21 protein-coding genes and 1 riboswitch are annotated in these 24,016 nt (G+C 69.4%); of the genes, 8 read left to right on the top strand and 13 right to left on the bottom strand.

The window, feature by feature from the left end:
- Positions 1–98: 98 nt before the first annotated feature.
- The 5 genes from ACZ68L_RS13865 to ACZ68L_RS13885 all read right to left on the bottom strand — a co-directional run bounded on the left by ACZ68L_RS13865 (position 99) and on the right by ACZ68L_RS13885 (position 6,911).
- Positions 99–1,133, bottom strand: a complete 1,035-nt coding sequence (locus tag ACZ68L_RS13865) for a ribonucleotide-diphosphate reductase subunit beta (RefSeq protein WP_361440994.1) — start codon at positions 1,131–1,133, stop codon at positions 99–101.
- Positions 1,133–3,544, bottom strand: a complete 2,412-nt coding sequence (locus tag ACZ68L_RS13870) for a ribonucleoside-diphosphate reductase subunit alpha (protein WP_469576909.1) — start codon at positions 3,542–3,544, stop codon at positions 1,133–1,135. The genes ACZ68L_RS13865 and ACZ68L_RS13870 overlap by 1 nt, the downstream gene beginning before the upstream one ends.
- A gap of 138 nt (positions 3,545–3,682) precedes the next feature.
- Positions 3,683–3,810, bottom strand: a riboswitch (cobalamin riboswitch).
- Positions 3,811–3,988: 178 nt separating this feature from the next.
- Positions 3,989–5,626: a monocarboxylate uptake permease MctP gene (mctP, locus tag ACZ68L_RS13875; protein ID WP_469576911.1), complete on the bottom strand. Its 1,638-nt coding sequence runs from the start codon at positions 5,624–5,626 to the stop codon at positions 3,989–3,991.
- Positions 5,623–5,877 carry a DUF3311 domain-containing protein gene (locus tag ACZ68L_RS13880; protein WP_469576912.1) on the bottom strand — a complete coding sequence of 85 codons (255 nt, stop codon included), beginning with the start codon at positions 5,875–5,877 and terminating at the stop codon, positions 5,623–5,625. Before ACZ68L_RS13880 ends, mctP begins: the two co-directional genes overlap by 4 nt.
- Before the next feature lie 269 nt (positions 5,878–6,146).
- Positions 6,147–6,911 carry a GntR family transcriptional regulator gene (locus ACZ68L_RS13885; RefSeq protein ID WP_362200975.1) on the bottom strand — a complete coding sequence of 255 codons (765 nt, stop codon included), beginning with the start codon at positions 6,909–6,911 and terminating at the stop codon, positions 6,147–6,149.
- 279 nt (positions 6,912–7,190) lie between these two features.
- Here ACZ68L_RS13885 and ACZ68L_RS13890 point away from each other — a divergent pair, with 279 nt between their 5' ends.
- From ACZ68L_RS13890 to ACZ68L_RS13905, 4 genes are all read left to right on the top strand, one after another.
- A complete protein-coding gene (locus tag ACZ68L_RS13890; RefSeq protein WP_469576914.1) occupies positions 7,191–8,471 on the top strand; it encodes an extracellular solute-binding protein in 1,281 nt (426 codons plus the stop codon).
- A gap of 99 nt (positions 8,472–8,570) precedes the next feature.
- A complete protein-coding gene (locus ACZ68L_RS13895; protein ID WP_469576915.1) occupies positions 8,571–9,563 on the top strand; it encodes a carbohydrate ABC transporter permease in 993 nt (330 codons plus the stop codon).
- Positions 9,560–10,390: a carbohydrate ABC transporter permease gene (locus ACZ68L_RS13900; protein ID WP_469576916.1), complete on the top strand. Its 831-nt coding sequence runs from the start codon at positions 9,560–9,562 to the stop codon at positions 10,388–10,390. The genes ACZ68L_RS13895 and ACZ68L_RS13900 overlap by 4 nt, the downstream gene beginning before the upstream one ends.
- A 9-nt stretch (positions 10,391–10,399) precedes the next feature.
- Positions 10,400–11,944, top strand: coding sequence for a glycoside hydrolase family 3 protein (locus ACZ68L_RS13905; RefSeq protein WP_469576918.1), 1,545 nt, complete (start codon positions 10,400–10,402; stop codon positions 11,942–11,944).
- 300 nt (positions 11,945–12,244) lie between these two features.
- Here the strand turns inward: ACZ68L_RS13905 and nagB are convergent, their stop codons facing one another.
- Entirely contained in the window at positions 12,245–13,030 is a 786-nt protein-coding gene (gene nagB, locus ACZ68L_RS13910) for a glucosamine-6-phosphate deaminase (RefSeq protein WP_469576919.1), read from the bottom strand.
- Positions 13,031–13,223: 193 nt separating this feature from the next.
- On the opposite strand from nagB, the gene ACZ68L_RS13915 reads away from it, so the two are divergent.
- Positions 13,224–14,294, top strand: coding sequence for an SIS domain-containing protein (locus tag ACZ68L_RS13915; protein WP_469576921.1), 1,071 nt, complete (start codon positions 13,224–13,226; stop codon positions 14,292–14,294).
- A gap of 362 nt (positions 14,295–14,656) precedes the next feature.
- A complete protein-coding gene (locus ACZ68L_RS13920) occupies positions 14,657–16,123 on the top strand; it encodes a histidine kinase N-terminal domain-containing protein (RefSeq protein ID WP_469577243.1) in 1,467 nt (488 codons plus the stop codon).
- Between the two features lie 172 nt (positions 16,124–16,295).
- On the opposite strand, the gene ACZ68L_RS13925 is transcribed toward ACZ68L_RS13920, so the two are convergent.
- On the bottom strand, positions 16,296–16,553 hold the full coding sequence (locus tag ACZ68L_RS13925; protein ID WP_003953983.1) for a WhiB family transcriptional regulator: 258 nt from the start codon (positions 16,551–16,553) through the stop codon (positions 16,296–16,298).
- A 319-nt stretch (positions 16,554–16,872) separates the two neighbouring features.
- Positions 16,873–17,841: a diacylglycerol/lipid kinase family protein gene (locus ACZ68L_RS13930; RefSeq protein WP_469576922.1), complete on the bottom strand. Its 969-nt coding sequence runs from the start codon at positions 17,839–17,841 to the stop codon at positions 16,873–16,875.
- Between the two features lie 277 nt (positions 17,842–18,118).
- Here ACZ68L_RS13930 and ACZ68L_RS13935 point away from each other — a divergent pair, with 277 nt between their 5' ends.
- Positions 18,119–18,496 carry a hypothetical protein gene (locus ACZ68L_RS13935; RefSeq protein ID WP_469577244.1) on the top strand — a complete coding sequence of 126 codons (378 nt, stop codon included), beginning with the start codon at positions 18,119–18,121 and terminating at the stop codon, positions 18,494–18,496.
- 314 nt (positions 18,497–18,810) lie between these two features.
- Here ACZ68L_RS13935 and ACZ68L_RS13940 read toward each other — a convergent pair whose 3' ends face one another.
- From ACZ68L_RS13940 to ACZ68L_RS13950, 3 genes are all read right to left on the bottom strand, one after another.
- On the bottom strand, positions 18,811–19,764 hold the full coding sequence (locus ACZ68L_RS13940) for an RNA polymerase sigma factor SigF (RefSeq protein WP_469576924.1): 954 nt from the start codon (positions 19,762–19,764) through the stop codon (positions 18,811–18,813).
- Positions 19,761–20,174, bottom strand: a complete 414-nt coding sequence (locus ACZ68L_RS13945) for an ATP-binding protein (protein ID WP_073781878.1) — start codon at positions 20,172–20,174, stop codon at positions 19,761–19,763. Before ACZ68L_RS13945 ends, ACZ68L_RS13940 begins: the two co-directional genes overlap by 4 nt.
- Positions 20,175–20,438: 264 nt before the next feature.
- Positions 20,439–20,699, bottom strand: a complete 261-nt coding sequence (locus tag ACZ68L_RS13950; RefSeq protein ID WP_469576926.1) for a UBP-type zinc finger domain-containing protein — start codon at positions 20,697–20,699, stop codon at positions 20,439–20,441.
- Positions 20,700–20,734: 35 nt separating this feature from the next.
- Between ACZ68L_RS13950 and ACZ68L_RS13955 the strand changes: the two genes are divergently transcribed.
- Positions 20,735–22,339 (top strand): Na+/H+ antiporter, encoded by a 1,605-nt coding sequence (locus ACZ68L_RS13955; RefSeq protein WP_469576927.1) that lies wholly within the window; start codon positions 20,735–20,737, stop codon positions 22,337–22,339.
- A 172-nt stretch (positions 22,340–22,511) separates the two neighbouring features.
- Here ACZ68L_RS13955 and ACZ68L_RS13960 read toward each other — a convergent pair whose 3' ends face one another.
- Both ACZ68L_RS13960 and ACZ68L_RS13965 read right to left on the bottom strand, forming a co-directional pair.
- Complete coding sequence (locus tag ACZ68L_RS13960) at positions 22,512–23,405, bottom strand: 1-aminocyclopropane-1-carboxylate deaminase/D-cysteine desulfhydrase (protein WP_469576929.1); 894 nt, start codon at positions 23,403–23,405, stop codon at positions 22,512–22,514.
- A gap of 130 nt (positions 23,406–23,535) precedes the next feature.
- On the bottom strand, positions 23,536–23,763 hold the full coding sequence (locus ACZ68L_RS13965; protein WP_469576931.1) for a DUF7848 domain-containing protein: 228 nt from the start codon (positions 23,761–23,763) through the stop codon (positions 23,536–23,538).
- Between the last annotated feature and the right edge of the window lie 253 nt (positions 23,764–24,016).

The raw sequence follows: 24,016 nt of genomic DNA on the forward strand, positions 1-24,016 counted from the left end.
GGATGTCTTGGAGTGACAGACCTCTTCTACAGCAGCTCCGCTGCCTCGTTCACCAGCCTTGACGTACGACCTTCACGCCTAACTGAACGGCGTTGGATCTAGAAGTCGTCGTCGAACGCGACCGAGCCCTCCACCGCCACCTGGTAGGCGGACGGCCGGCGCTCGAAGAAGTTCGTCAGCTCCTGCACGCCCTGCAGCTCCATGAACGAGAACGGGTTCTCGGAGCCGTAGACCGCCGGGAAGCCCAGCCGGGTGAGCCGCTGGTCGGCCACGCACTCCAGGTACTGCCGCATCGACTCCGTGTTCATGCCCGGCAGCCCGTCACCGCACAGATCGCGGCCGAACTGCAGCTCCGCCGCCACGGCCTCCTTCAGCATGTCGGTGACCTGCTGCTGGAGCTCGTCGTCGAAGAGGTCGGGCTCCTCCTTGCGGACGGTGTCCACGACCTCGAACGCGAAGTTCATGTGCATCGTCTCGTCACGGAAGACCCAGTTGGTACCCGTGGCGAGACCGTGCAGCAGACCCCGCGAGCGGAACCAGTAGACGTACGCGAACGCGCCGTAGAAGAAAAGTCCCTCGATGCACGCCGCGAAGCAGATCAGGTTCAGCAGGAAACGGCGGCGGTCGGCCTTCGTCTCCAGCCGCTCGATCTTCTCCACCGAGTCCATCCACTTGAAGCAGAACTGCGCCTTCTCACGGATCGAGGGGATCTCCTCGACCGCGTCGAACGCGGCCGCACGGTCGTCCGGGTCGGGCAGATAGGTGTCCAGCAGCGTCAGATAGAACTGGACGTGCACGGCCTCCTCGAACAGCTGCCGCGACAGATACAGCCGCGCCTCGGGGGAGTTGATGTGCTTGTACAGCGTCAGCACGAGGTTGTTGGAGACGATCGAGTCACCCGTCGCGAAGAACGCGACGAGCCGGCCGATCATGTGCTGCTCGCCGGGGGAGAGCTTCGCGAGGTCGGCGACGTCGGAGTGGAGGTCGACCTCCTCCACCGTCCAGGTGTTCTTGATCGCGTCGCGGTAGCGCTCGTAGAAGTCCGGGTAGCGCATGGGCCGCAGGGTCAGTTCGAAACCCGGGTCGAGCAGGTTCTTGACGAGTGCGGACTTCTCGGAGTTGGTGGAGCTCATCACTGACAGGCCTCGCAGGACTCGGGGTTCTCCAGGGAGCAGGCGATCGCGTCGGCGTCGGGCGTCGAAGCCTGCTGTACGGGGATGGGGGCGGTGGCCGCGGCCTGGCCGGAGGCGGCGCGGGCGATCCGGGTCGCCGGGCGCGAGCGCAGGTAGTACGTCGTCTTCAGCCCCTGCTTCCAGGCGTACGCGTACATCGAGGAGAGCTTGCCGATCGTGGGCGTCTCCATGAAGAGGTTCAGCGACTGGCTCTGGTCGAGGAACGGCGTACGGGCCGCCGCCATGTCGATCAGTCCGCGCTGCGGGATCTCCCACGCCGTGCGGTAGAGCGCCCGCACGTCCTCGGGGATCCAGGCGAAGCCCTGCACGGAGCCGCTCGCGTCGCGCAGTGCCTCACGGGTCCGCGCGTCCCACACGCCGAGCTGCTTCAGCTCCTCCACCAGATACGCGTTGACCTGGAGGAACTCACCGCTGAGCGTCTCGCGCTTGAAGAGGTTGGAGACCTGCGGCTCGATGCACTCGTACACACCCGCGATCGAGGCGATCGTCGCCGTGGGCGCGATGGCGAGCAGCAGCGAATTGCGCATGCCGCTCTTCGCGACGCGGGCGCGCAGCGCGTCCCAGCGCTCCGGCCAGTTCAGCTCGGTGTCGTAGTGGTCGGGGTGCAGCACCCCGCGCGCGGCACGCGTCTCGGACCACGCGGGCAGCGGGCCGGACCGTTCGGCGAGCTCGCAGGACGCCTCGTACGCCGCGAGCATGATCCGCTCGGAGATCTTCGTGGAGAGCGCGCGCGCCTCAGGGGAGTCGAACGGCAGCCGCAGCTGGAAGAAGACGTCCTGCAGGCCCATCGCACCCAGGCCGACCGGGCGCCACTTCGCGTTGGAGCGGCCGGCCTGCTCGGTCGGGTAGAAGTTGATGTCGACGACCCGGTCGAGGAAGGTCACGGCGGTCCGGACGGTGGCGTCCAGCCGCTCCCAGTCGACGGTGCCGTCGGCGACGAACGCGCCGAGGTTGACCGAACCCAGGTTGCAGACGGCCGTCTCGCCGTCATCGGTGACTTCGAGGATCTCGGTGCACAGATTCGAGGAGTGGACGACCCGGCCCGGCTCGGCGGTCTGGTTCGCGGTCCGGTTGGAGGCGTCCTTGAACGTCATCCAGCCCTGGCCGGTCTGGGCGAGGGTACGCATCATCCGGCCGTACAGCTCGCGGGCCGGCATCGACTTGCGGGCCAGCCCCTTGGCCTCGGCGGCCCGGTACGCGGCGTCGAAGTCGTCGCCCCACAGGTCGACCAGCTCGGGCACGTCCGCGGGCGAGAACAGCGACCAGTCGCCGTCCGTGTCGACCCGGCGCATGAACTCGTCCGGGATCCAGTGCGCCAGGTTGAGGTTGTGCGTACGCCGCTGGTCCTCGCCCGTGTTGTCGCGCAGCTCCAGGAACTCCTCGATGTCCGCGTGCCACGTCTCCAGGTAGACGGCGGCGGCACCCTTGCGGCGGCCCCCCTGGTTGACCGCGGCGACGGAGGCGTCGAGCGTCTTCAGGAACGGCACGATGCCGTTGGAGTGCCCGTTGGTGCCGCGGATCAGCGAACCGCGGGCGCGGATACGGGAGTACGAGAGCCCGATGCCGCCCGCGTGCTTCGAGAGCCGCGCCACCTGGTGGTAGCGGTCGTAGATCGAGTCGAGCTCGTCGAGCGGGGAGTCCAGCAGATAGCAGGAGGACATCTGCGGGTGCCGGGTACCGGAGTTGAACAGGGTCGGCGAGGAGGGCAGATAGTCGAGCCGGCTCATCAGCCCGTACAGCGCGGTCACTTCGTCCAGGGCGCGTCGCGAATCGTCCTCGGCGAGACCGGACGCGACCCGCAGCATGAAGTGCTGGGGCGTCTCGATGACCTGGCGGGTGTGCGGGTGGCGCAGCAGATAGCGGCTGTGCAGGGTCCGCAGCCCGAAGTAGCCGAACCGGTCGTCGGCGCCGTCGGTGAGCGAGCGTTCCACCAGCGCGTCGAGGGCGTCCGCGTGCAGCGCGACGAACTCGGCGGTACGGTCCGCGATCAGGCCCTCGCGGTGCCCGACGGCGACGGAGGAGGAGAAGGAGACGGCGCCCTGGCCGGCCGCCTCGTCCACGATGGCGCGGGTCAGGAGCCTGGCGGCGAGACGGGAGTAGGCGGGGTCCTCGGAGATCAGCCCCGCGGCGGCCTCGGTGGCCAGCGAGCGCAGCTCGGCCTCGTCCGACCGGGCGCTGCGCCCGCGCAGCGCGGCGGCGGCGACACGACCGGGGTCGGTGTCGGGCAGATCGACGGTGAGGTCGGTCAGGGTCCGCAGCAGTGCGGTCCCCGGCCCGTCGTGTGCGGTCCCCTCGGACTCGGCCGCTTCGGACACGGCGACTGAAGCCGGATCGGCTGGCGCGATGGTCACGTGGTGCTCTCCCTCGCTCGGCTCGGGGCCGGCGGGGAACGGGGCAGCCGGGCAGAGGTGGGCCCGAGCGGGGCAGCACTCCGTACGGCGTCCACCGGCCCATCCGCGAGGCCCGGACGTCTGGCATCCGGTTCGGTCGAGCCGGATGCGCTGTCGGCAGGTCCTCGGACTTACTCGGGGGTGCGCAAAAGCGCACCGAACACACCGTTGCGGGACAGTTCCGGATTCGCACCGGATTCCCCTGCGGCGACAGCGAGCATGAGCATACATGTGGGGGCCGCCCGATGAGGCAGCCCCCACATGTTGTGTCGGCCGACTCGGGCCAAGCCCACAGAACGAGCTGTGCGGCCCTCTCCGGGGCCGCCCGGCCCCGATCGCACGGACGGCCCGCCGCGCCCCGCAGAAGGGGGCTCGACGGGCCGTCGGCCGGTGTCGGAGCGCTCGTCAGTGGCCGCCGCCCGGCGCTCCGGCCGTGGCCGGCGGGAGCGCCGCCTGGACGCCCGGGTCGCCCGAGTCGGCCGTGTAGTCGCCCGGGGAGGTCTCGTCGATTCCGGCGGGCGCCTTCACGGCGTTCAGGACGAAGGTGAGCACCACCGTCACGACCACGTTCAGCACGAACGCCGTCAGACCGATGTAGCCGATCTCGCCGATGCCGGGAATCTCCTTGGACGAACCGCCGAAGTGCGCCTGGGTCGGGCTGGCGACCCCGTACGCGGCCACCGTGCCGTACACCATGCCGACCGCCCAGCCCGCGAGCAGCGCCCAGCGGTGGAACCAGCGGGTGAACAGCCCGCCGACCAGGGCCGGCATCGTCTGGAGGATCCAGATCCCGCCGAGCAGCTGGAAGTTGATCGCGACCGTCTTGTCCATGGTCAGGACGAAGGCGAGCGCGCCGACCTTCACCAGCAGGGACGCCAGCTTGGAGACCTTGGTCTCCTGCTCCGGGGTGGCGTCCGGCTTCAGGAAGTCCTTGTAGATGTTGCGGGTGAAGAGGTTCGCCGCGGCGATCGACATGATCGCCGCGGGCACCAGCGCGCCGATGCCGATGGCGGCGAACGCGACGCCCGCGAACCAGTCCGGGAACATGTCCTCGAACAGCTGAGGGATGGCCAACTGCCCGTTGTCCACCTTGATCCCGGCGGCGATCGCCATGAAGCCGAGCAGCGCGAGCAGGCCCAGCATCAGCGAGTACAGCGGCAGGATCGTGGTGTTGCGCCGGATCACGTTGCGGCTGCGGCTGGAGAGCGTCGCCGTGATCGAGTGCGGATACATGAAGAGCGCCAGCGCCGAGCCCAACGCCAGGGTGGCGTAACCCCATTGGCCCGCCTCGCCGGGTGCCAGCGCGCCGCGCGGCTTGCCGGTCGCCGGGTTGGTCTGCGAGAACGCCTCGCCCGCCTTGGCGAAGATGTCGTCGAAGCCGCCGAGCTTGATCGGGATGTAGATGATCGCCACCACGATGACCAGGTAGATCAGCCCGTCCTTGACGAACGCGATCAGCGCCGGTGCCCGCAGGCCGGACGAGTAGGTGTACGCGGCGAGCACCGCGAACGCGATCAGCAGCGGCAGGTCCTTGACGAACCAGTGGGTGTTCTCGCCGCCACCGACGCCCATCACGTCCAGCACCGCCTGGATGCCGACGAGTTGGAGCGCGATGTACGGCATCGTGGCGAGGATGCCCGTGACGGCGACCGCCAGCGACAGCCCCTTCGAGCCGAAGCGCCCGCGGACGAAGTCCGAGGTGGTCACGTAGCCGTGCTTGTGCGAGACCGACCAGAGCCGCGGCAGGAAGGTGAAGATCAGCGGGTACACGAGGATGGTGTACGGCACGGCGAAGAAGCCGGCCGCGCCCGCCGCGTAGATCGCCGCGGGCACGGCGACGAAGGTGTACGCGGTGTACAGGTCGCCGCCGAGCAGGAACCAGGTGACCCAGGTGCCGAACGACCGTCCGCCCAGGCCCCATTCGTCGAGGCTGGCCTCGTTCTCGGCCTTGCGCCAGCGTGCCGCGAGGAAGCCCATGACCGTGACGGCCAGGAAGAAGAAGATGAAGACGCCGAGCGCGACGCCGTTCACGCCGTCCTTCATGCCGACGCACCCCCCTTGCGGGCGCGCTGGTCACGCTGCCACAGCTTGTACGCGACCATCGTGAGCGCGGTGGAGATCAGCACCCAGAGCATCTGGTACCAGTAGAAGAACGGGATGCCGATGAAGGTGGGGTCCACCTTCGCGTACGAACTCACCCAGAGCATCGCCACGAACGGCGCGACGAGACAGAGGGCGATGATTACCCGCACGGGCGTGATGGTGGGCGGTTTTCCTTCAGGCTCTGCCGGCATGCGGCGACTCCGTCCCCTCGCTGATCACCTGTTGTAATGCGCAGGAAATCTAGGGGAGGCTTCCGGTCACCGTCACCCCCTGTCCGCATTGCGGTCCGGCAACGGCCCCGCGAATGGGATCGAATGTTCGGAATGTTGTCAAACGTGCGGGAGCCGGCTCGTACGGAGACAGCCGAACGGCCCCCGTGGAGTGATGCGTTCCACGGAGGCCGTCGACGGCCGGGTGTGCGAGTGCGAGGGCCGGAATTCGCCGGCCGCCGCGTCCGGGGTCAGTCCGTCGGCCGCTTCAGGCGCGCCACGAACTTGTACCGGTCGCCGCGGTAGACCGAGCGCACCCACTCCACCGGCTCGCCCCGCCCGTCCAGCGAGTGCCGGGACAGCATCAGCATCGGCAGGCCCACATCCGTACCGAGCAGTCCGGCCTCGCGCGGGGTGGCGAGCGAGGTCTCGATGGTCTCCTCGGCCTCGGCCAGCCGGACGTCGTACACCTCGGCCAGCGCGGTGTAGAGCGAGGTGTACTTCACCAGCGAACGGCGCAGCGCGGGAAAGCGTTTGGCCGAAAGGTGCGTGGTCTCGATCGCCATCGGCTCCCCGCTGGCGAGCCGCAGACGCTCGATCCGCAGCACGCGGCCACCGGCCGTGATGTCGAGCAGCCCGGCGAGCGTGTCGTCGGCCGTGACATAGCCGATGTCCAGCAACTGGGACGTCGGTTCCAGCCCCTGGGCGCGCATGTCCTCGGTGTACGAGGTGAGTTGCAGGGCCTGCGAGACCTTCGGCTTGGCGACGAAGGTGCCCTTGCCCTGGATGCGCTCCAACCGGCCCTCGACGACCAGCTCCTGGAGCGCCTGGCGCACGGTCGTGCGCGAGGTGTCGAACTCGGCGGCCAGGGTCCGTTCCGGCGGCACGGGGGTGCCTGGCGGCATGGTGTCCGTCATGTCGAGGAGATGTCGCTTCAGCCGGTAGTACTTCGGGACGCGTGCCGTCCGCGTGGCCGCGCCCGTCTCGTTCTCCGTACTGCCCCCGTCGGCACCCATGGCCCGCCTTCCCGACTGCTGCGTTGCTGCCGTCACCGGCTCCTCCGTCTGTCGCGGCTCACATGGTGGCACGGTCCGGTCACGGCTCGTCGCCCTCCCTTAGGTGTCGGTCCTATAACGGACGCGAGTGCACTTCTTATACACCCTTGACACCCCTAAAGGTCTAGGCCAAGCTCCCGGTACTGGTCTAAACCATTAAAGACCAGGTCCAGCCCCAGCAGTACTCGTCGAAAGTCTTCGCGGTGGGCGGGGTTGCAGTATCCCTGAGGAGGGTTTGGCGTGAAGCGCAAGCTCATCGCGGCGATCGGCGTCGCGGGCATGATGATCGGCATCGCGGCCTGTGGTTCCGACGACGGCGGCAGCGGCAAGAAGGCGGGCGCCGACGGTTACCAGGGCCAGACCCTGACTGTCTGGACGATGTCGGGATCGAACCCGCCCGGGTGGACCAAGACGGTCACCGATGAGTTCGAGAAGAAGACCAAGGCCAAGCTGAAGATCGAAGTCCAGGACTGGAACGGCATTCAGCAGAAGGTCACCACGGCCCTCTCCGAGTCCAACCCGCCGGACGTCCTGGAGATCGGCAACACCCAGACCCCGGCGTACGCCAAGACCGGCGGCCTCGCCGACCTCGGTGACCTCAAGAAGGAGATCGGCTCCGCCTGGGCCGACGGCGTCAACCAGCCCTCCGTCTACGACGGCAAGCAGTACGCCCTGCCGTGGTACGTGGGCAACCGCGTCGTCATGTACAACAAGAAGGTCTTCAAGGACGCCGGTATCACCGAGACTCCGAAGACCCGTGCCGACCTCTTCAAGGCGTTCGACGCCATCAAGGAGAAGGGCAAGGCCGAGCCGATCTACCTGCCCGGCCAGAACTGGTACTTCTTCGACGGCCTGCTCGTCGGCAAGGACGTCTCGCCGGTCAAGAAGGAAGGCGACAAGTACGTCTCCAACCTGGGCGACCCGAAGGTCGCCGAGGCCATGGACGTCTACAAGCAGTACCAGGCCTACTCCAAGGCGCCCAAGGACAAGGACGAGGCCACCCCGCAGCAGGCCGAGGTCTTCGCCAAGGGCAAGACCGGCGCCATCATCGCCATGGGCTACGAGGCCGGCACCGCCATCAAGGCCAACCCGAAGCTCAAGGACGACATCGGCTTCTTCACCATCCCCGGTGAGACGGCGGACAAGCCCGAGGGCGTCTTCCTCGGCGGCTCCAACCTCGCCGTGGCCGCGGGCAGCAAGAAGCAGGACCTGGCCAAGGAGTTCCTGAAGATCGCGCTCTCCGAGCAGAACGACGGCGCGCTCATCAAGGAGGCCGGCTGGTCCCCGAAGAACGACGCGATGCAGAAGTACACCGTGGGCCAGCCCGCCGCCGAGGCCGCCGGTCCGGCCGCCGCCAAGTCCGGTGGCACCACGCCGCTGATCCCGGAGTGGGCGCCGGTCGAGAACCCGCCGAACCCGATCAAGACCTACATGACGCTGGTCCTGCAGGGCAAGTCGCCCGCCGACGCCGCCAAGCAGGTCGAGGGCGAGCTCAACAAGCGCCTCAGCCAGCAGCAGTAATCGCAGTAGCGCGTCCCGCGCCGGGGCGGCGGGTCCCGACCCGCCGCCCCGGTGGTACGCACCGTTCCGTGTAGGGCTTTGTCGGAAGAGATGGCGAGCATGGCAGTGCAAACCGATCCCACGGAGGCGGCCCGGACGGCCGCGGTCCGCGGGCAGGACGGGAAAACACCCGTCGGGCGGCCCGGGGGAAGCAAGCGGAGGGTGGGTATCGGCGCAGCGCCGTACCTGTTGTTGGTTCCCGCGCTCGCGGTGACGGCGATCTTCCTCGGGTATCCCCTGGTGAAGAACGTCATGCTGTCGTTCCAGAACCTCAATATGGGACAGCTGATCCAGCATGTCACCGAGTGGAACGGCTTCAAGAACTACCAGGAGATCCTCACCGGTGAGGACTTCTGGAAGGTCACGCTCCGCACGATCGTGTTCACCGGCGTCAACGTCGTTCTGATCATGATCGTCGGCACCCTGGTCGGACTGCTGCTCGCCCGTCTCGGCAAGAAGATGCGGCTCACCCTGATGATCGGCCTGGTGCTCGCCTGGGCGATGCCGGTCGTGGCCGCGTCCACGGTGTTCCAGTGGCTGTTCGCCTCGCGCTTCGGCATCGTCAACTACGTGCTGGACAAGCTCGGCTGGCACTCGATGGCCGACTTCAACTGGACCGGATCGCAGTTCTCCACCTTCTTCGTGGTGACCCTGCTGATCGTCTGGCAGTCCATCCCGTTCGTGGCGATCAACCTGTACGCGGCGACCACCACCATCGCCAAGGAGCTGTACGAGGCCGCCGCGCTCGACGGCGCCGGTGTGTGGAAGAGCTTCACCTCGGTGACGTTCCCGTTCCTGCGGCCCTTCCTCTACGCCACGACCTTCCTTGAGGTCATCTGGGTCTTCAAGGCCTTCCCGCAGATCTTCACCATCAGTGAGGGCGGTCCCAACCGCCTCACCGAGACGCTGCCGGTCTACGCCTTCGTCGAGGGTGTCGGCAACCAGCACTACGGCATGGGCGCGGCCATCTCGCTGCTGACCATCCTGATCATGCTGGGGCTGACCTCGTACTACCTCCGCATCGTTCTCAAGCAAGAGGAGGACGAGCTGTGAAGCGCTCACTGCTCAGCCGCATCTGGCCCAACGCAACGGCGATCGTCCTCTTCGCCGCCCTGGTCTTCCCCGTCTACTGGATGTTCAGCACGGCGTTCAAGCCGACCGGCGACATCATCACCGAGACACCGGTCTGGTTCCCGACCGACATCACGTTCGGGCATTTCAAGACGGCGTACCACGCGCCGAACTTCCTGACCCTGGTCAGGAACTCGCTCACCGTCACGCTGCTCGCCGTGGTCTTCTCGCTGATCATCGCGCTCTTCGCGTCGTTCGCACTGGCCCGGATGCGGTTCAAGGGCCGCAAGAGCATGATCCTGGTCTTCATGATCGCGCAGATGGCTCCGTGGGAAGTCATGGTCATCGCGATCTACATGCTGGTCCGCGACGCGGACATGCTCAACAGCCTGGTCCCGCTGACCCTCTTCTACATGGTGATGGTGCTCCCCTTCACGATCCTGACGCTGCGCGGTTATGTTGCCGCGGTGCCCAAGGAGCTGGAGGAATCGGCCATGGTCGACGGCTGTACCCGGCCGCAGGCGTTCGTCAAGGTGATCCTGCCGTTGCTCGCCCCCGGCCTGATGGCCACTTCGCTCTTCGGCTTCATCACGGCGTGGAACGAGTTCCCGCTGGTCCTGATCCTCAACAAGGACCCGGAGGCCAAGACGCTCCCGCTGTGGCTCTCCCAGTTCCAGAGCCAGTTCGGCGACGACTGGGGCGCCACCATGGCGGCGGCCTCGATCTTCGCCATCCCGATCCTCATCCTCTTCGTCTTCCTGCAGCGCAGGGCCGTCAGCGGCCTCACCGACGGCGCCGTGAAGGGATAACGCTGCCTCATGACCACCCTGATATCCACCACGGACACCGTCACCCGCGACGCCCTCGCCGTACTGCAGCCCGGATTCACCGGCACCACCGCCCCGGACTGGGTGCTGCGCAGGGTCGACGAGGGACTCGCCTCCGTCGCCCTCTTCGGCCGCAACATCCGCACGGCCGAGCAGGTCTCCGCGCTCACCGCCCAGCTCAGGGCCGAGCGTGACGACCTCCTCGTGGCCATCGACGAGGAGGGCGGCGACGTCACCCGCCTCGAAGTGCGCACCGGCTCCTCCTTCCCCGGCAACCTCGCGCTCGGCCATGTCGACGACGTGGAGCTGACCCGCGCGGTCGCCCAGGAGCTGGGCCGCCGGCTCGCCGAGTGCGGCGTCAACCTCAACTGGGCGCCGTCCGCGGACGTCAACTCCAACCCGGGCAACCCGGTCATCGGCGTGCGGTCGTTCGGCGCCGACACCCAGCTCGTGGCCCGGCACACCGCCGCGTACATCGAAGGCCTCCAGGCCGCCGGAGTCGCCGCCTGCACCAAGCACTTCCCCGGTCACGGCGACACAGCGATCGACTCGCACCACGCGATGCCGCGCATCGAGGTGGACCTGGAGACCCTGCACGCCCGTGAACTGGTGCCCTTCCGGGCCGCCATCGCCGCGGGCTCCAAGTGCGTGATGAGTGCGCACATCCTGCTGCCCGCTCTCGACCCCGACCACCCCGCGACAGTGAGCCCGCGGATCCTCACCGGTCTGCTGCGCGAGGAGCTGGGGTACGACGGTCTGATCGTCACCGACGCCGTGGAGATGCAGGCCATTGCCGCGACGTACGGCATCGAGCGCGGCTCCGTCCTCGCGATCGCCGCCGGAGCCGACGCCCTGTGCGTCGGTGGCGGTCTTGAGGACGACGGCACGGTGCAACGGCTGCGCGACGCGCTGGTCGCGGCGGTACGCGGCGGTGAACTCGCCGAGGAGCGGCTCGCGGACGCGGCCGCACGGGTACGTGCCCTCGCGTCGTGGACGCGGGAGGCCCGGGACAGGGCCGGTTCGCAGCCGGGTGCGGCAGTGCGGGAGGGGACCGCGCCCGGCACCGGAATCGCTTCCGGCATCGGCCTGGTCGCCGCCCGCCGCGCGGTCCGGGTGACCGGTTTCGCCGAGCCGCTGACCGAGGCCGCGTACGTCGCCGCGTTCACCTCCGCGTCGAACATCGCGGTCGGCGACGAGACCCCGTGGGGCGTCGCGGCGGAGCTGGGCCGGCTGCTGCCGGGCACGGAGACCGACACGTACAGCAGCGGGACCGAGGAGCCCGTGGCCGCCGTGCTGCGGGCCGCGGGGGAGCGGCGCGTCGTCGTGGTCGTCCGCGACGCCCACCGCCACGCGTGGATGACGCAGGCCCTCGACGGCCTGGTGGCACAGCGCCCCGACACGGTGGTGGTCGAGATGGGCGTCCCACAGGCGGCCCCCAGGGGCGCCCTGCACATCGCCACCCACGGCGCGGCCCGCGTCTGCGGACTGGCGGCCGCGGAGATCATCACCGCCGGTTCGGGCCACCGCGGGGCCTGAGTACGAGGCCTGGGCACGGGGCACGGGGCGTGATGCGGGACGAGGGGCCGCATCACGCCTCCCCGCCGGGCCGTATCACGCCTGCCCGGCGGGGAGGGCACCCGTTCCCACGGCCGGGCCTGCCCGCATCGCGCGGGCGATGACCGAGGACGTCCGCAGGACAGGCGCCGGACATACGAGAGGGCCGGGGCGCACCCACCACGGGTGCGCCCCGGCCCTCTCCCGCGTCAGCGACGGCCGGGGTCCTTCGCACGGATCGGGCCGGACCCCGCGAGCCCGGCGTGATCCGTACGAGAGGCCCTAAATGCCCTGCCACGACGGCTTCGACGCGTACGTGGCACGGAAGTAGTCCGCCAGCTTCAGCTTCGATGCCGCGGCCTCGTCCACCACCACCGTCGCGTGCGGGTGCAGCTGCAGCGCGGACGCGGGCACGATCGAGGCGACCGGACCCTCGACCGTCTGCGCCACGGCCTCCGCCTTGCCCTCGCCGGTGGCGAGCAGGATCGGGTGCCGGGACTCCAGGATGGTGCCTATGCCCTGGGTGATCACGTGGTGCGGCACCTGCGTGATGTCGCCGTCGAAGAAGCGCGCGTTGTCGATCCGGGTCTGCTCGGTGAGCGTCTTGATCCGGGTACGGGACGCGAGCGAGGAGCACGGCTCGTTGAAGCCGATGTGCCCGTCCGTGCCGATGCCGAGGAGCTGCAGGTCCACCCCGCCGGCCTCGGCGAGCGCCCGGTCGTACGCCTGGCAGGCGGCCGGGATGTCCTCGGCGGAGCCGTCGGGGCCCATGAAGGACGCCTCGGACAGGCCGAGCGGTTCGACGACCTCGCGCAGCACCACGGAGCGGTAGGACTCGGGGTGGCCCGCCGGCAGCCCGACGTACTCGTCCAGCTGGCAGATGCGGGCGCGCGAGGCGTCCACGGCGCCGGAACGGACCTTGGCCGCCAGCGCCTGGTAGATGGGCAGCGGGGTGGAGCCGGTGGCAACGCCGAGAAGGGCATCGGGCTTGCGGCTCAGCAGCGCGCCGATGGCTTCTGCGATGAGTTCGCCGCCTGCCTTGGCGTCCGGGACGATGACAACTTCCACGCGGGGCCTGCCGATCTGAAGAATTGAATCATGTGGTATAGACCAATCAGGGTCCAATCTAGCAGACCCGGTGGCGCGGACACGATGGCCGTACCCGCCCCGGCCGCACCCCGCTGGCGGGTGCCCGGTGCCCCGTGGTCGACTGGGGCGAACGGCGTTCCTGACGCACCGGAACACTCCTGGGAGGCCCGACATGCCCGCCACGTCATCGTCCGAGGAGCGCGAGAGGCCGGGCCGGATCATGTCCGGCGAGATGGCCGAACAGCCCGGAGTGCTGCGCCGGATCCTCGATGAGGGCGCCCCCGTGATCCGCGAGGTGGCCGCCGGGATCGCGGCGAGGAGGCCGCGCTTCGTCCTCCTCACCGCCCGCGGCACGTCGGACAACGCCGCGCTCTACGCCAAGTACCTGCTGGAGATCCGGCTCGGCCTGCCCTGCGGACTCACCTCCATGTCCACCACGACCGCGTACGGCGCGAAGCCGGACCTCAGGGACGTGCTGGTCGTCACCGTCAGTCAGTCCGGCGGTTCGCCCGACCTGGTGGCCTCCACCCGGGCCGCCCGCGAGGCCGGCGCGATCACCCTGGCCGTCACCAACAACCCGGATTCGCCGCTGGCCGCCGTCTCCGAGTACCACATCGACATCCTCGCGGGCCCGGAGAAGGCCCTCCCGGCCACCAAGACCTACACGGCGTCACTGCTGTCCCTCTACCTCTTCGTGGAGGGCCTGAGCGGCGGCGACGGTGCGGCCGCCGCGATCCTGCCGGAGCGGGCCGAGTCGATCCTGGCCCGCAAGGACGAGGTCAAAGCGCTGGCCGCGCGGTACCGCTTCGCCGAGCGCATGGTCATCACCTCGCGCGGCTACGGCTACCCCACGGCCAAGGAGGCCGCGCTGAAGCTGATGGAGACCAGCTACATCCCCGCTCTCTCCTACTCCGGCGCCGATCTGCTGCACGGTCCGCTCGCCATGGTCGACAACATCTCCCCGGTGATCGCGGTCGTCACCGACGGCCGGGGCGGCGAGGCGCTGCAGCCGGTCCTGGACCGGCTGCGCGGCCGTGGCGCGGATCTGTTCGTGGTCGGCCCCGAGGTTCAGGTGGCGGCGGCGTCCGCGGGCTTCGCGCTGCCGACGGCCGGGGTCGCCGAAGAGGTCCAGCCGATCCTGGAGATCCTTCCGCTGCAACTGCTGGCGTACGAGGTGACGATCGCCCGCGGCCAGGACCCGGACGCGCCCCGCGCGCTGGCCAAGGTCACCGAGACCCGCTGACCGGAGGACAGGCCCGTGGAACACCCGCGGGCCACGGCACCGGAGCGGGACCCTCGGCCCGTCCGGCACCGCAGCCCGGAGTAAGACCGACCACCGGACGGTCTGTTCGGCCGGCGGTGTGCGGTGCCCCCGGCCGGGGAGAGGCGCCTGCGCAGTCAGGGCAGAGAGCGCGGGTGCCTCGATCCACCCTCCTGTGCGGGGAGAGTGGAAGCTCTGTCTTGAGCATTGTGGACTAGACCATTCGCCGTGTCCATCCGTCGGAGCGCCGCAATTTTCCGGGCCTCTTCCCCTGACACGTACGCCCGGGGCGTTCGGTTCGGAGCCATCGCCCATCCGCGGGTACGCTCGCACACGTGCCCTCCATGAACGACCTCGTCCGCCAGCACACAGCCCTCAGCGACACCGACCTGGAGTGGCTGCATCTGCTGGTCTCGGAGTGGCAGCTGCTCTCCGACCTGTCCTTCGCCGACCTCGTGCTGTGGGTCCCCACCCGGGACGGCACCCGCTATGTGTCCGTGGCCCAGATGCGGCCCAACACCGGCCCCACCTCCTACCAGGACGACATGGTCGGCCATCTGGTGCCACGCGGCCGCCGTCCCCTGCTCGACGCGGCCCTGGACGAGGGCCGGATCGTGCGCGAGGGCGACCCGGAGTGGCGCGAGGAGGTTCCGGTACGGGTCGAGTCGATCCCGGTGCGGCGCGAGGGCCGGGTCCTCGGCGTCATCGCCCGCAACACCAACCTCCTGACCGTCCGGACGCCGTCCCGGCTGGAGCTCACCTACCTCCAGTCGGCCTCCGACCTGGCCCAGATGATCGCCGCCGGGTCCTTCCCGTTCCCCGGCCAGCAGGTCGACATGGACGCGTCGCCGCGCGTCGGCGACGGTCTGATCAGGCTCGACGCCGACGGGGTCGTCCAGTACGCCAGCCCCAACGGCCTCTCCGCCTACCACCGCCTCGGCCTCGCCTCCGACCTGGTCGGCCAGCATCTGGGCGGGATCACCGCCGAACTCGCCCCCTCCCGCGGTCCGGTGGACGAGGCCCTGGTCAAACTCGCCAGCGGCTACGCGCCCCGGGAGTTCGAGGTCGAGTGCGCGGGCGGGGTGATCCAGCTCCGGGCGATTCCGCTCAAGCCCAAGGGCGTCCGTATCGGCTCCCTGGTCCTCCTGCGGGACGTCACCGAACTGCGCCGCCGCGAGAGGGAGTTGATCACCAAGGACGCCACCATCCGGGAGATCCACCACCGGGTGAAGAACAACCTCCAGACCGTTGCAGCCCTGTTGCGGCTCCAGGCCCGCCGGATGGACTCGGTGCGGGGCCGTGAGGCGCTCAACGAGGCGGTACGGCGCGTCGGTTCGATCGCCATCGTGCATGAGACGCTGTCCCAGAATCTGGACGAGCGAGTGGAGTTCGACGAGATCGCCGACCGGGTCATCGCGATGGTCGCCGAGATCTCACCGGGCAAGGTCACCTGCCGCCGGACGGGACGCTTCGGCATACTCGACGCCGAAGTGGCCACCCCGCTGGCGATGGTGCTCACCGAGGTCCTGCAGAACGCGCTCGAACACGCCTTCACCCTCGCCGAGTCCGGCACGGTCGAGGTGTCGGCGGTACGCGGCGGTTCCTCCGCCGAGACGCGGCTGCTGATCACGGTCCAGGACGACGGCTGCGGTCTGCCCGAGGGCTTCGACCCGCAGCGTGCCGGCAATCTGGGACTGCAGATCGTGAGGACGCTGGTGGAGGGCGAGTTGAGCGGGGCGTTCGGTATGATCCCGGCCCCCGAGCGCGGCACCAGGGTCGTCCTCGACATCCCGGTCCGGGCCGAGAAGTAGCCCCGGCCGCGATCGGCGCGAACACAGCAGTGAGCCCGGACCGTTGTTCACGGTCCGGGCTCACTGTTCATGCATGCGCTTCGGGGGTACTGCGCGCTGCGACTCGGGGGGCGGGGTTGTGCGTACGCTCTGTACGCGCCGCCTGGCTGAGGCTCGTAGCGGTGGCGTCGGATCAGGCGCTGGCGTTACGCGCCCGGTTGCGAGCGGCACGGCGCTTCATGGCGCGGCGCTCGTCCTCGCTGAGGCCACCCCAGACGCCGGAGTCCTGGCCGGACTCGAGCGCCCACTGCAGGCACTGCTCCATGACGGGGCAGCGACGGCAGACGGCCTTGGCTTCCTCGATCTGCAGCAGCGCAGGACCGGTGTTGCCGATGGGGAAGAACAGCTCGGGGTCTTCCTCACGACAAACGGCGTTGTGACGCCAGTCCATGGCTGCTACCTCTCCTTGGTATTGCATACTGTTGCTTGTGAATGTGAACGCTTTCACGAATCCCCCCGTAGGCAACGGGCCGACGCCCAGACGAACTGGTTGTGGTCCTGTGGATTGAGGAGGGGTTCTGGCTCTCAGTGGAGGCCGTTGTTGCGGGCCGTCCCGATCGCCATGTAGAGATTCGCAAACCTCGGCGGCGGATACAACCCCTTCCGGAAACTTTTTTTTGATTCCTCGGTGTCGACTAGGTCACAGCCGTACTTCTATGGGGTGGAGTCCAGCCCAAACGTTCGAGTTAAAGGACTTTGGTCTCTTCCACTCACACAATCACACGCAGTGCACGGCGTACGCCTGTGAACGTCACACTGGTGCGCACTCCCAGATGGTCGCCATCCATCTGAAAGGGCAGTGGCGCCTTTGAATGCAAGGTGAAGTCCGTGAGGTCGTGAAGTGAAACGGCGTGCTTCCCGGACGGGCCCTTCTCGGGGCTCGAAGTGAGCAGCTGGGTGCCGTATCGGGCCACTGCCGAGGTGGAGAGCCGCTTCAGCCCGAGTACGTCCAGGCCGGTGTCGAACGTGGCCTTCGGAGATGCGTACAGCGGGCGATTCCCCAGGTAGGTCCAGGGTGCCGTGTTGGAGATTATCGACAGTGCAAGATCGGTCACAGGTGGTTGCCCGGGTGTCTCCAGGGTGATTGCCCCGTGTCTGCGGTGCGGTTCCTCCAGGAATTGCCGGACGACCTGGCGGACATACAGCCCGTGCGTGGAGCGCATACCCGATTCGCGTTTCTGTTCGACCCGGCCGACCACGCCCGCGTCGAATCCCAGTCCGGCGCAGAAAGTGAACCAGCGTTCCGGGACCGACTCGTCCTCGGTGCCCGGGGTGCCGGCCGCCAGCCCCAGGCCGACCGTGCGTTCGGTCCCCTTGGCGAGCGCGTCCAGGATCGCGCCGGTCGCCTCCACCGCGTCGTTGGGCAGGCCGAGGGCGCGCGCGAAGACATTGGTGGAACCGCCGGGAACCACCGCGAGGCTCGGCAGGCTGTCCAGGTCGGGGCCGTTGTGGAGCAGACCGTTGACGACCTCGTTGACCGTGCCGTCGCCGCCCAGGGCGACCACCAGGTCGATCTCCCCGGAGTCCGCGGCCCGTCGGCCCAGGTCCCGGGCGTGGCCCCGGTACTCCGTGGTCACGGCCTCCAGCTTCATCTCGCTGGCCAGTGCGTGGATGAGCACGTCACGCGTCCGCGCACTGGTGGTGGTAGCAGCTGGATTGACCACAAGGAGTGCGCGCATGACGGCCAGACTACCTACCGCGTGGTATCGCTCTGAAGTCCTGCCCCATGACCTTCACACTCGGTGACGGACCGGGCGCGGTGGGGCGAGGGACGGTCGTCCGTTCCCTTACGTTTCCGACCCCGGCTTCGCTTTCGCGGTGCCGGGATGCCAACCTGCAAGGGTGAGTACTCAGCAGAACACGCCCTCCGAGCCGACCTCCGAGTCGCCCTCCGAGCCGCTTTCGGAGTCGCCCTCGCCCTCGGTCGGACCGGCGAAGCCGAGCAGGATCACGCTCGTGGCCGGACTCAACGCCCTGGAAGGGGCGGCGCTCGTCATCGGTGGGATCTACATGCTGGTGATGGGGCTGCTGGGGCGCCCCGACAGTCCGCAGCAGGCGGAGATGGGTGGCCTCACGCTGATCGCGCTCGGCCTGATCCCGCTGATCGCCGCGCGTGGCCTGTTGCTGCGGCGCAGCTGGAGCCGCGGCCCCGCGCTCATCACGCAGATCATCGGGCTCCCGGTGGCCTGGACACTGCTGAGGTCCCACGGCGTGCTGATCCCGGCCGGGATCGTCCTCGCGGCGGTGGTCCTGACGGCGCTCTATCAGCTGGTCAGGCCGACGACGATCGACGAACTGGGCATCCGCCGGCCCGGCACCACACCGGACGCCTGAGCCGCGGGTGCCGTCGGCCGCCCCACCACTGGACGCATGACGGACCGCCCGGCCGCGACGGGACGGGGACGCGCGAGCCGCTGGTCCGGCCGCTGCTCGCCGGGACGCACGAGCGGGCCGTCGCGCCGCGGCGCGACCTGATCGCCGCACCCGATCGACCGGCCACCGCCTGCCGGACGGGCGCGAGCCACTGCCCGTGCCCAGCCGCCGCGCGCCTGAGCCGGCTGTCCCGCAGCGGCTGCCCGGCGCACGGGGTCTCGGCGTTCGCCTCGGCCCCGCGCGCAGGCGCCGGACCCTCGCCCCGCCCTCTCGCCCTACTCCTCGACGAGCAGCCGCTCACGCAGCTGCGCCAGGGTGCGGGCCAGCAGCCGCGAGACGTGCATCTGCGAGATGCCGACCTCCTGGGCGATCTGCGACTGGGTCATGTTGCCGAAGAACCGCAGCAGCAGGATCCGCTTCTCGCGTGGCGGCAGGTCCTCCAGCAGCGGTTTGAGCGACTCCCGGTACTCGACGCCCTCCAGCGCCTCGTCCTCGGAGCCCAGGGTGTCCGCCACCGCGGGGGACTCGTCGTCCGTGTCCGGCACGTCCAGCGAGAGCGTGCTGTACGCATTGGCCGATTCCAGGCCCTCCAGGACCTCTTCCTCGGAGATGCCCAATCGCTCCGCCAGCTCGTGCACCGTCGGCGAGCGGCCGTGCTGCTGGGAGAGTTCGGCGGTGGCCGTGGTGAGCGAGAGCCGCAGCTCCTGCAGCCGGCGCGGCACCCGGACCGCCCAGCCCTTGTCACGGAAGTGGCGCTTGATCTCGCCGACGACCGTGGGTGTCGCGTACGTCGAGAACTCGACGCCTCGGTCCGGGTCGAACCGGTCGACCGACTTGATCAGCCCGATCGTGGCGACCTGGGTCAGATCGTCCAGCGGCTCGCCGCGATTGCGGAACCGGCGGGCCAGGTGCTCCACGAGCGGCAGATGCATCCGCACCAGCCGATTGCGCAGCTCCGCCTTCTCGGGCGATCCGTCGGGAAGCCTGCGCAGTTCGATGAAGAGCGCCCGCGCCCCGCTGCGGTCGTGTGGATCGTGGTGCCCGTGCTCGCTCATCTGGCCTGCCCGCTCCGCCTGCGACTGCTCCAACGCGACCGTAGGACCCGCAGGCCCGTCCGCCCCGTCCTCCGGATGGGGCAGGGCCTGCTGTTCCGGGATGCCCGCTGCGCGCACCACCTCTGGTCGGATCGTCTCGTCCCGCACAGGACCGTCCCCGTTCCCGTTGCTCACGCCGGCCCGGGTCCCGCGCCGCGCTGTTTGTACAGGCTGATGCTGACCGTGCGGTCGTCGGCGACCGAGGAGTCGACCTTGCCGGCCAGTGCGGAGAGCACCGTCCAGGCGAAGGTGTCGCGCTCCGGCGCCCGGCCGTCCGTCGTCGGCGCCGACACCGTCACCTCAAGAGAATCCTCGATGAGCCGGAAGACGCAGCTGAGGACGGAGCCCGGCACGGCCTGCTGGAGCAGGATCGCGCAGGCCTCGTCGACGGCGATGCGGAGATCCTCGATCTCGTCGAGTGTGAAGTCCAAGCGCGCTGCGAGACCGGCCGTGGCCGTACGCAGCACTGACAGGTAGGCACCCGCAGCGGGCAGCCGGACCTCTACGAAGTCCTGATTCCCGGGCTCGCCTGCGATCTGGGACACCCTCACCTCCAAGGTGGCACAAACTCTTTCGAGGGTCCGGGAAGAGTGCCCCGGAGCCATGCGGTACGTCTTCGGTTCTGGTCCGGCGACGCTATCGCGATCCATGATGCCGTGTCGCCGGGCCCTGGGGCCTGCCCGCGGATCACGGACGGACGGCCCCGGCCCATGACTGTCACTCATGGTAAGCCCATGAGTACACACGGTGGGTAGAGGTCTGCGGCGGCCAATTACGAACAACCGGCGCCGGATTGACGTACCCAGACGTCAGACGATCGAACCGTCCTCGAAGCACCAGCGCCAGCTTTCGCCCGGCTCGAAGCTCCGCATCACCGCGTGAGCGGTCTCCTTGAAGTGGCCGGTGGCGTGCTGCAGGGGTGACGAATCGCAGCAGCCGACATGGCCGCAGACCAGACAGAGTCGCAGCTGCACCGGGTGGGTGCCCGCCGCGAGACAGCCGGTACAGGTCTCGCTGAGCGGGGTCGGCTCGGGGCGCGGCAGTTCGGACAGGTGCGGGCAGTCACTCATGATTGTCAGGTTACGACGGATGCGAGGACCGTGAGATGGACGCATTGCCGCTGGTGGCACTGGTCGCGGCCAGTGCGGCCGTCGCGGGGGCCGCACGCCGCACCCCCGTGCCGGCCCCCCTCCTGCTGGTCGCAGTGGGGCTGGTCGCCTCGTATCTGCCCGGGGTGCCGACGTACACCCTGGACGCGCACGTCGTGCTGCCACTGCTGCTGCCGCCGCTGCTCTACACGGCCGCGGTCGACAGCTCGTACCTCGACCTGCGGGCCAATATCCGGCCGGTCGCGCTGCTCTCCGTCGGTTACGTGCTGTTCGCGACCGCGGCGGTCGGCTGGCTCGCGTACCGCCTCGTGCCCGATCTGCCGCCCACCGCCGCGCTGGTGCTCGGCGCGGTGGTCGCCCCGCCGGACGCCGTCACGGCCGCCGCGATCGCCCGCCGGGTCGGGCTGCCCGCCCGGGTCACGACGATCCTGCAGGGTGAGTCCCTGGTGAACGACGCCACCGCGATCACCGCCTACAAGGTGGCGCTCGCCGCCGCCGTCGGCGAGGGCATGAGCTGGGGCGCCGGGATCGGCGAATTCCTCCTCGCGGCCGTCGGTGGCGTCGTGGTCGGCCTGGCGCTGATGGTGCCGCTGCACTGGCTCCGTACGCACCTCAAGGAAGCGCTGCTGCAGAACACGCTGTCCCTGCTGATCCCGTTCGTGGCGTACGCGGCGGCGGAACGTGTGCACGCCTCCGGGGTGCTCGCCGTGGTCGTCGTCGCGCTCTATCTGGGCCACCGGGCCTGGCAGGTCGACTTCGCGACCCGGCTCCAGGAGGCGGCCGTCTGGAAGATGGTCGCGTTCATCCTGGAGTCCGCGGTCTTCGCGCTGATCGGGCTCCAGCTGCCCTTCGTACTGAAGGGGCTCGGCAGGTACGCGGTGGCGGAGGCGCTCTGGTACGCGCTCGCCGTGTTCCTCGCCGTCGTCCTGGTCCGCTTCGTCTGGGTCTACCCGGCGACGTATCTGCCCAGATGGCTGTCGAAACGGATCAGGGAGCGCGAGCCCGACACGGACTGGACGGCGCCGCTGATCGTCGGCTGGGCCGGGATGCGCGGGGTCGTCTCGCTCGCCATCGCCTTCTCCATCCCGGTGGTCATGGCCGACGGAAAGGCCTTCCCCGCCCGTGACCTGGTGCTGTTCCTGACCTTCACCACCGTCATCGGCACCCTCGTCATCCAGGGGCTCAGCCTGCCGCTGCTGGTGCGTGTCCTCAGGCTTCCGGGGCGCGACGCGACGGCGGAGACGCTGGCGGAGGCGCAGGCGCAGAGCGAGGCGTCCACAGCCGCCGAGGCACGTCTGGAGGAGCTCCTCACCGACCGGCGCAACGCCCTGCCGGGACCGCTCACCGACCGGCTGCGCGCCGTCCTGGAGCGCCGCCGCAACGCCGTGTGGGAGCGCCTCGGTGCCGCCAACCCGGTGACCGGGGAGTCGGCGGACGACACGTACCGGCGTCTGGCCGGGGAGATGATCGACGCCGAACGCGCGGTCTTCGTTCGGCTGCGGGACGAGCGGCGGATCGACGACGAGATGCTCCGCACGCTGCTCAGACGGCTCGACCTGGAGGAGGCGGCGGCCTACCGGGAGGAATCGGGCGCGCCTTGACGGGGGCGTCCAGGGTCTTTCGTTTGGATCGGGCCGGATCGGGGAGCGGGGTCCGGCGCAGTGGATCGCGAGGCGGAGGAGGGAGTCATGGCGGCGCCATCGCGACCGACGACAACGCGGCGAGGCGCGGTGCCGGGGCACGCGAGCCCGGCCCGATCCGGACGAAAGACCCTCAGGGCCGGCCCGTGACGACGGCCGCGACCGTGGTTCCCGCGGGGAACGCGCCCTCCTCGGTGAGCGCGGTGAGCGCGTACAGCAGCTTGGCGACATAGAGCCGCTCGACGGGCAGCCCGTGCCGCTGCTCGAAGTCGTCCGCGAAGGCGTGCAGCGGCGGGGGCGTACGGGCGTATCCGCCGAAGTGGAAGCGTTCGTCCAGGGACCACGACCCGGCCGCCCCGCCGAACGCCTCCTGCTGCAGTTCCCGTACCGCGTCGCCGAGGAAACCGCCGCGCAGCACCGGGACACCGAGGGCGCGCTGCCCCGGCCCGAGACCGGCGGCGAGGCCGGCGAGGGTGCCGCCCGTACCACAGGCCACCGCGACCACATCGGCCCTGCCGCGCAGCTCACGGCCCAGCTCCGTACAGCCCTGCACGGCCGCGGCGTTGCTGCCGCCCTCCGGGATGACGCAGCACTCCCCGTAGGTGCTCAGCAGCCCCGCCAGGACCTCCGGATCGTTCTTCGCGCGGTACGTCCCGCGGTCCACGAAATGCAGGGTCATCCCGTCGGCGGCGCACCGGGCCAGCGAGGGGTTGAGGGGGCGGTCGGCGAGTTCGTCGCCGCGTACCACCCCGACGGTGGGGAAGCCGAGCAGCCGCCCGGCGGCGGCGGTGGCCCGCAGATGGTTGGAGTACGCGCCCCCGAAGGTCAGCACGGTGCGCCCGGCGGCGGCCCGCAGATTGGGGGAGAGTTTGCGCCATTTGTTGCCTGGGAGATCGGGGTGGATCAGGTCGTCCCGCTTGAGCAGCAGCCGCATGCCGTGGCGCGCGAAGCGCTCGTCGCGGATCTCCTGCAACGGGGACGGCGGGCGTTGCTGCAAGAGGGCGTCAAGGTTCGCGGGGCGATTCACCCGTCCATTGTGGAGCGCTCCTGCCCGTGCCCTCGCACGTCAGAGCCCCGCTCACACCATTCGGGTGGTGTGAGCGGGCGGAAGCCGACGCGCTGGACTGCCCTGATCGCCGTCGCCCGGCGAGCCGGGCCTATGCCTCGCGGGTGACGCGCGCGTGATCCGTGAATACCCGCCTGAACAGGTCGTGCCCCGTCCGCCCGGCGTGCCGGAGCGCCCAGTCCTGAGCCTCGGCCTGTTCGTCGCACGCGCCGGACTCGGCTCGGCAGCCGTCGGCGACGCAGAACACCTCATAGGTCACCCCGCCCTCGGGGGCGTGCCGAATCGAGTGGGGGACGTAGCGGAGCACGGCGCGGGTCATCGAGTCACCTCCGCATGTGGGTGCTGACGGATTTCTACGTTGCAGTCCACGACCCCCGAGAGGTCCCGGCGCCGATAGCACTCAGTGCGCTGAGCGACCAGCGCCCCGCACACGTCGCAGTCCGGGTCCGCCGGATCAGGGTCGGGCACTGGGAACGGATCACGCTGTTCGACCTGTTGCCATAGTCCCCGCACCATTCCGAAACCCCTTCATCGTCCGCCGGTGTCGCGATCGTCCCGCTGGTGATCAGGAC

The organism is Streptomyces sp. NPDC104309 (assembly GCF_055584025.1).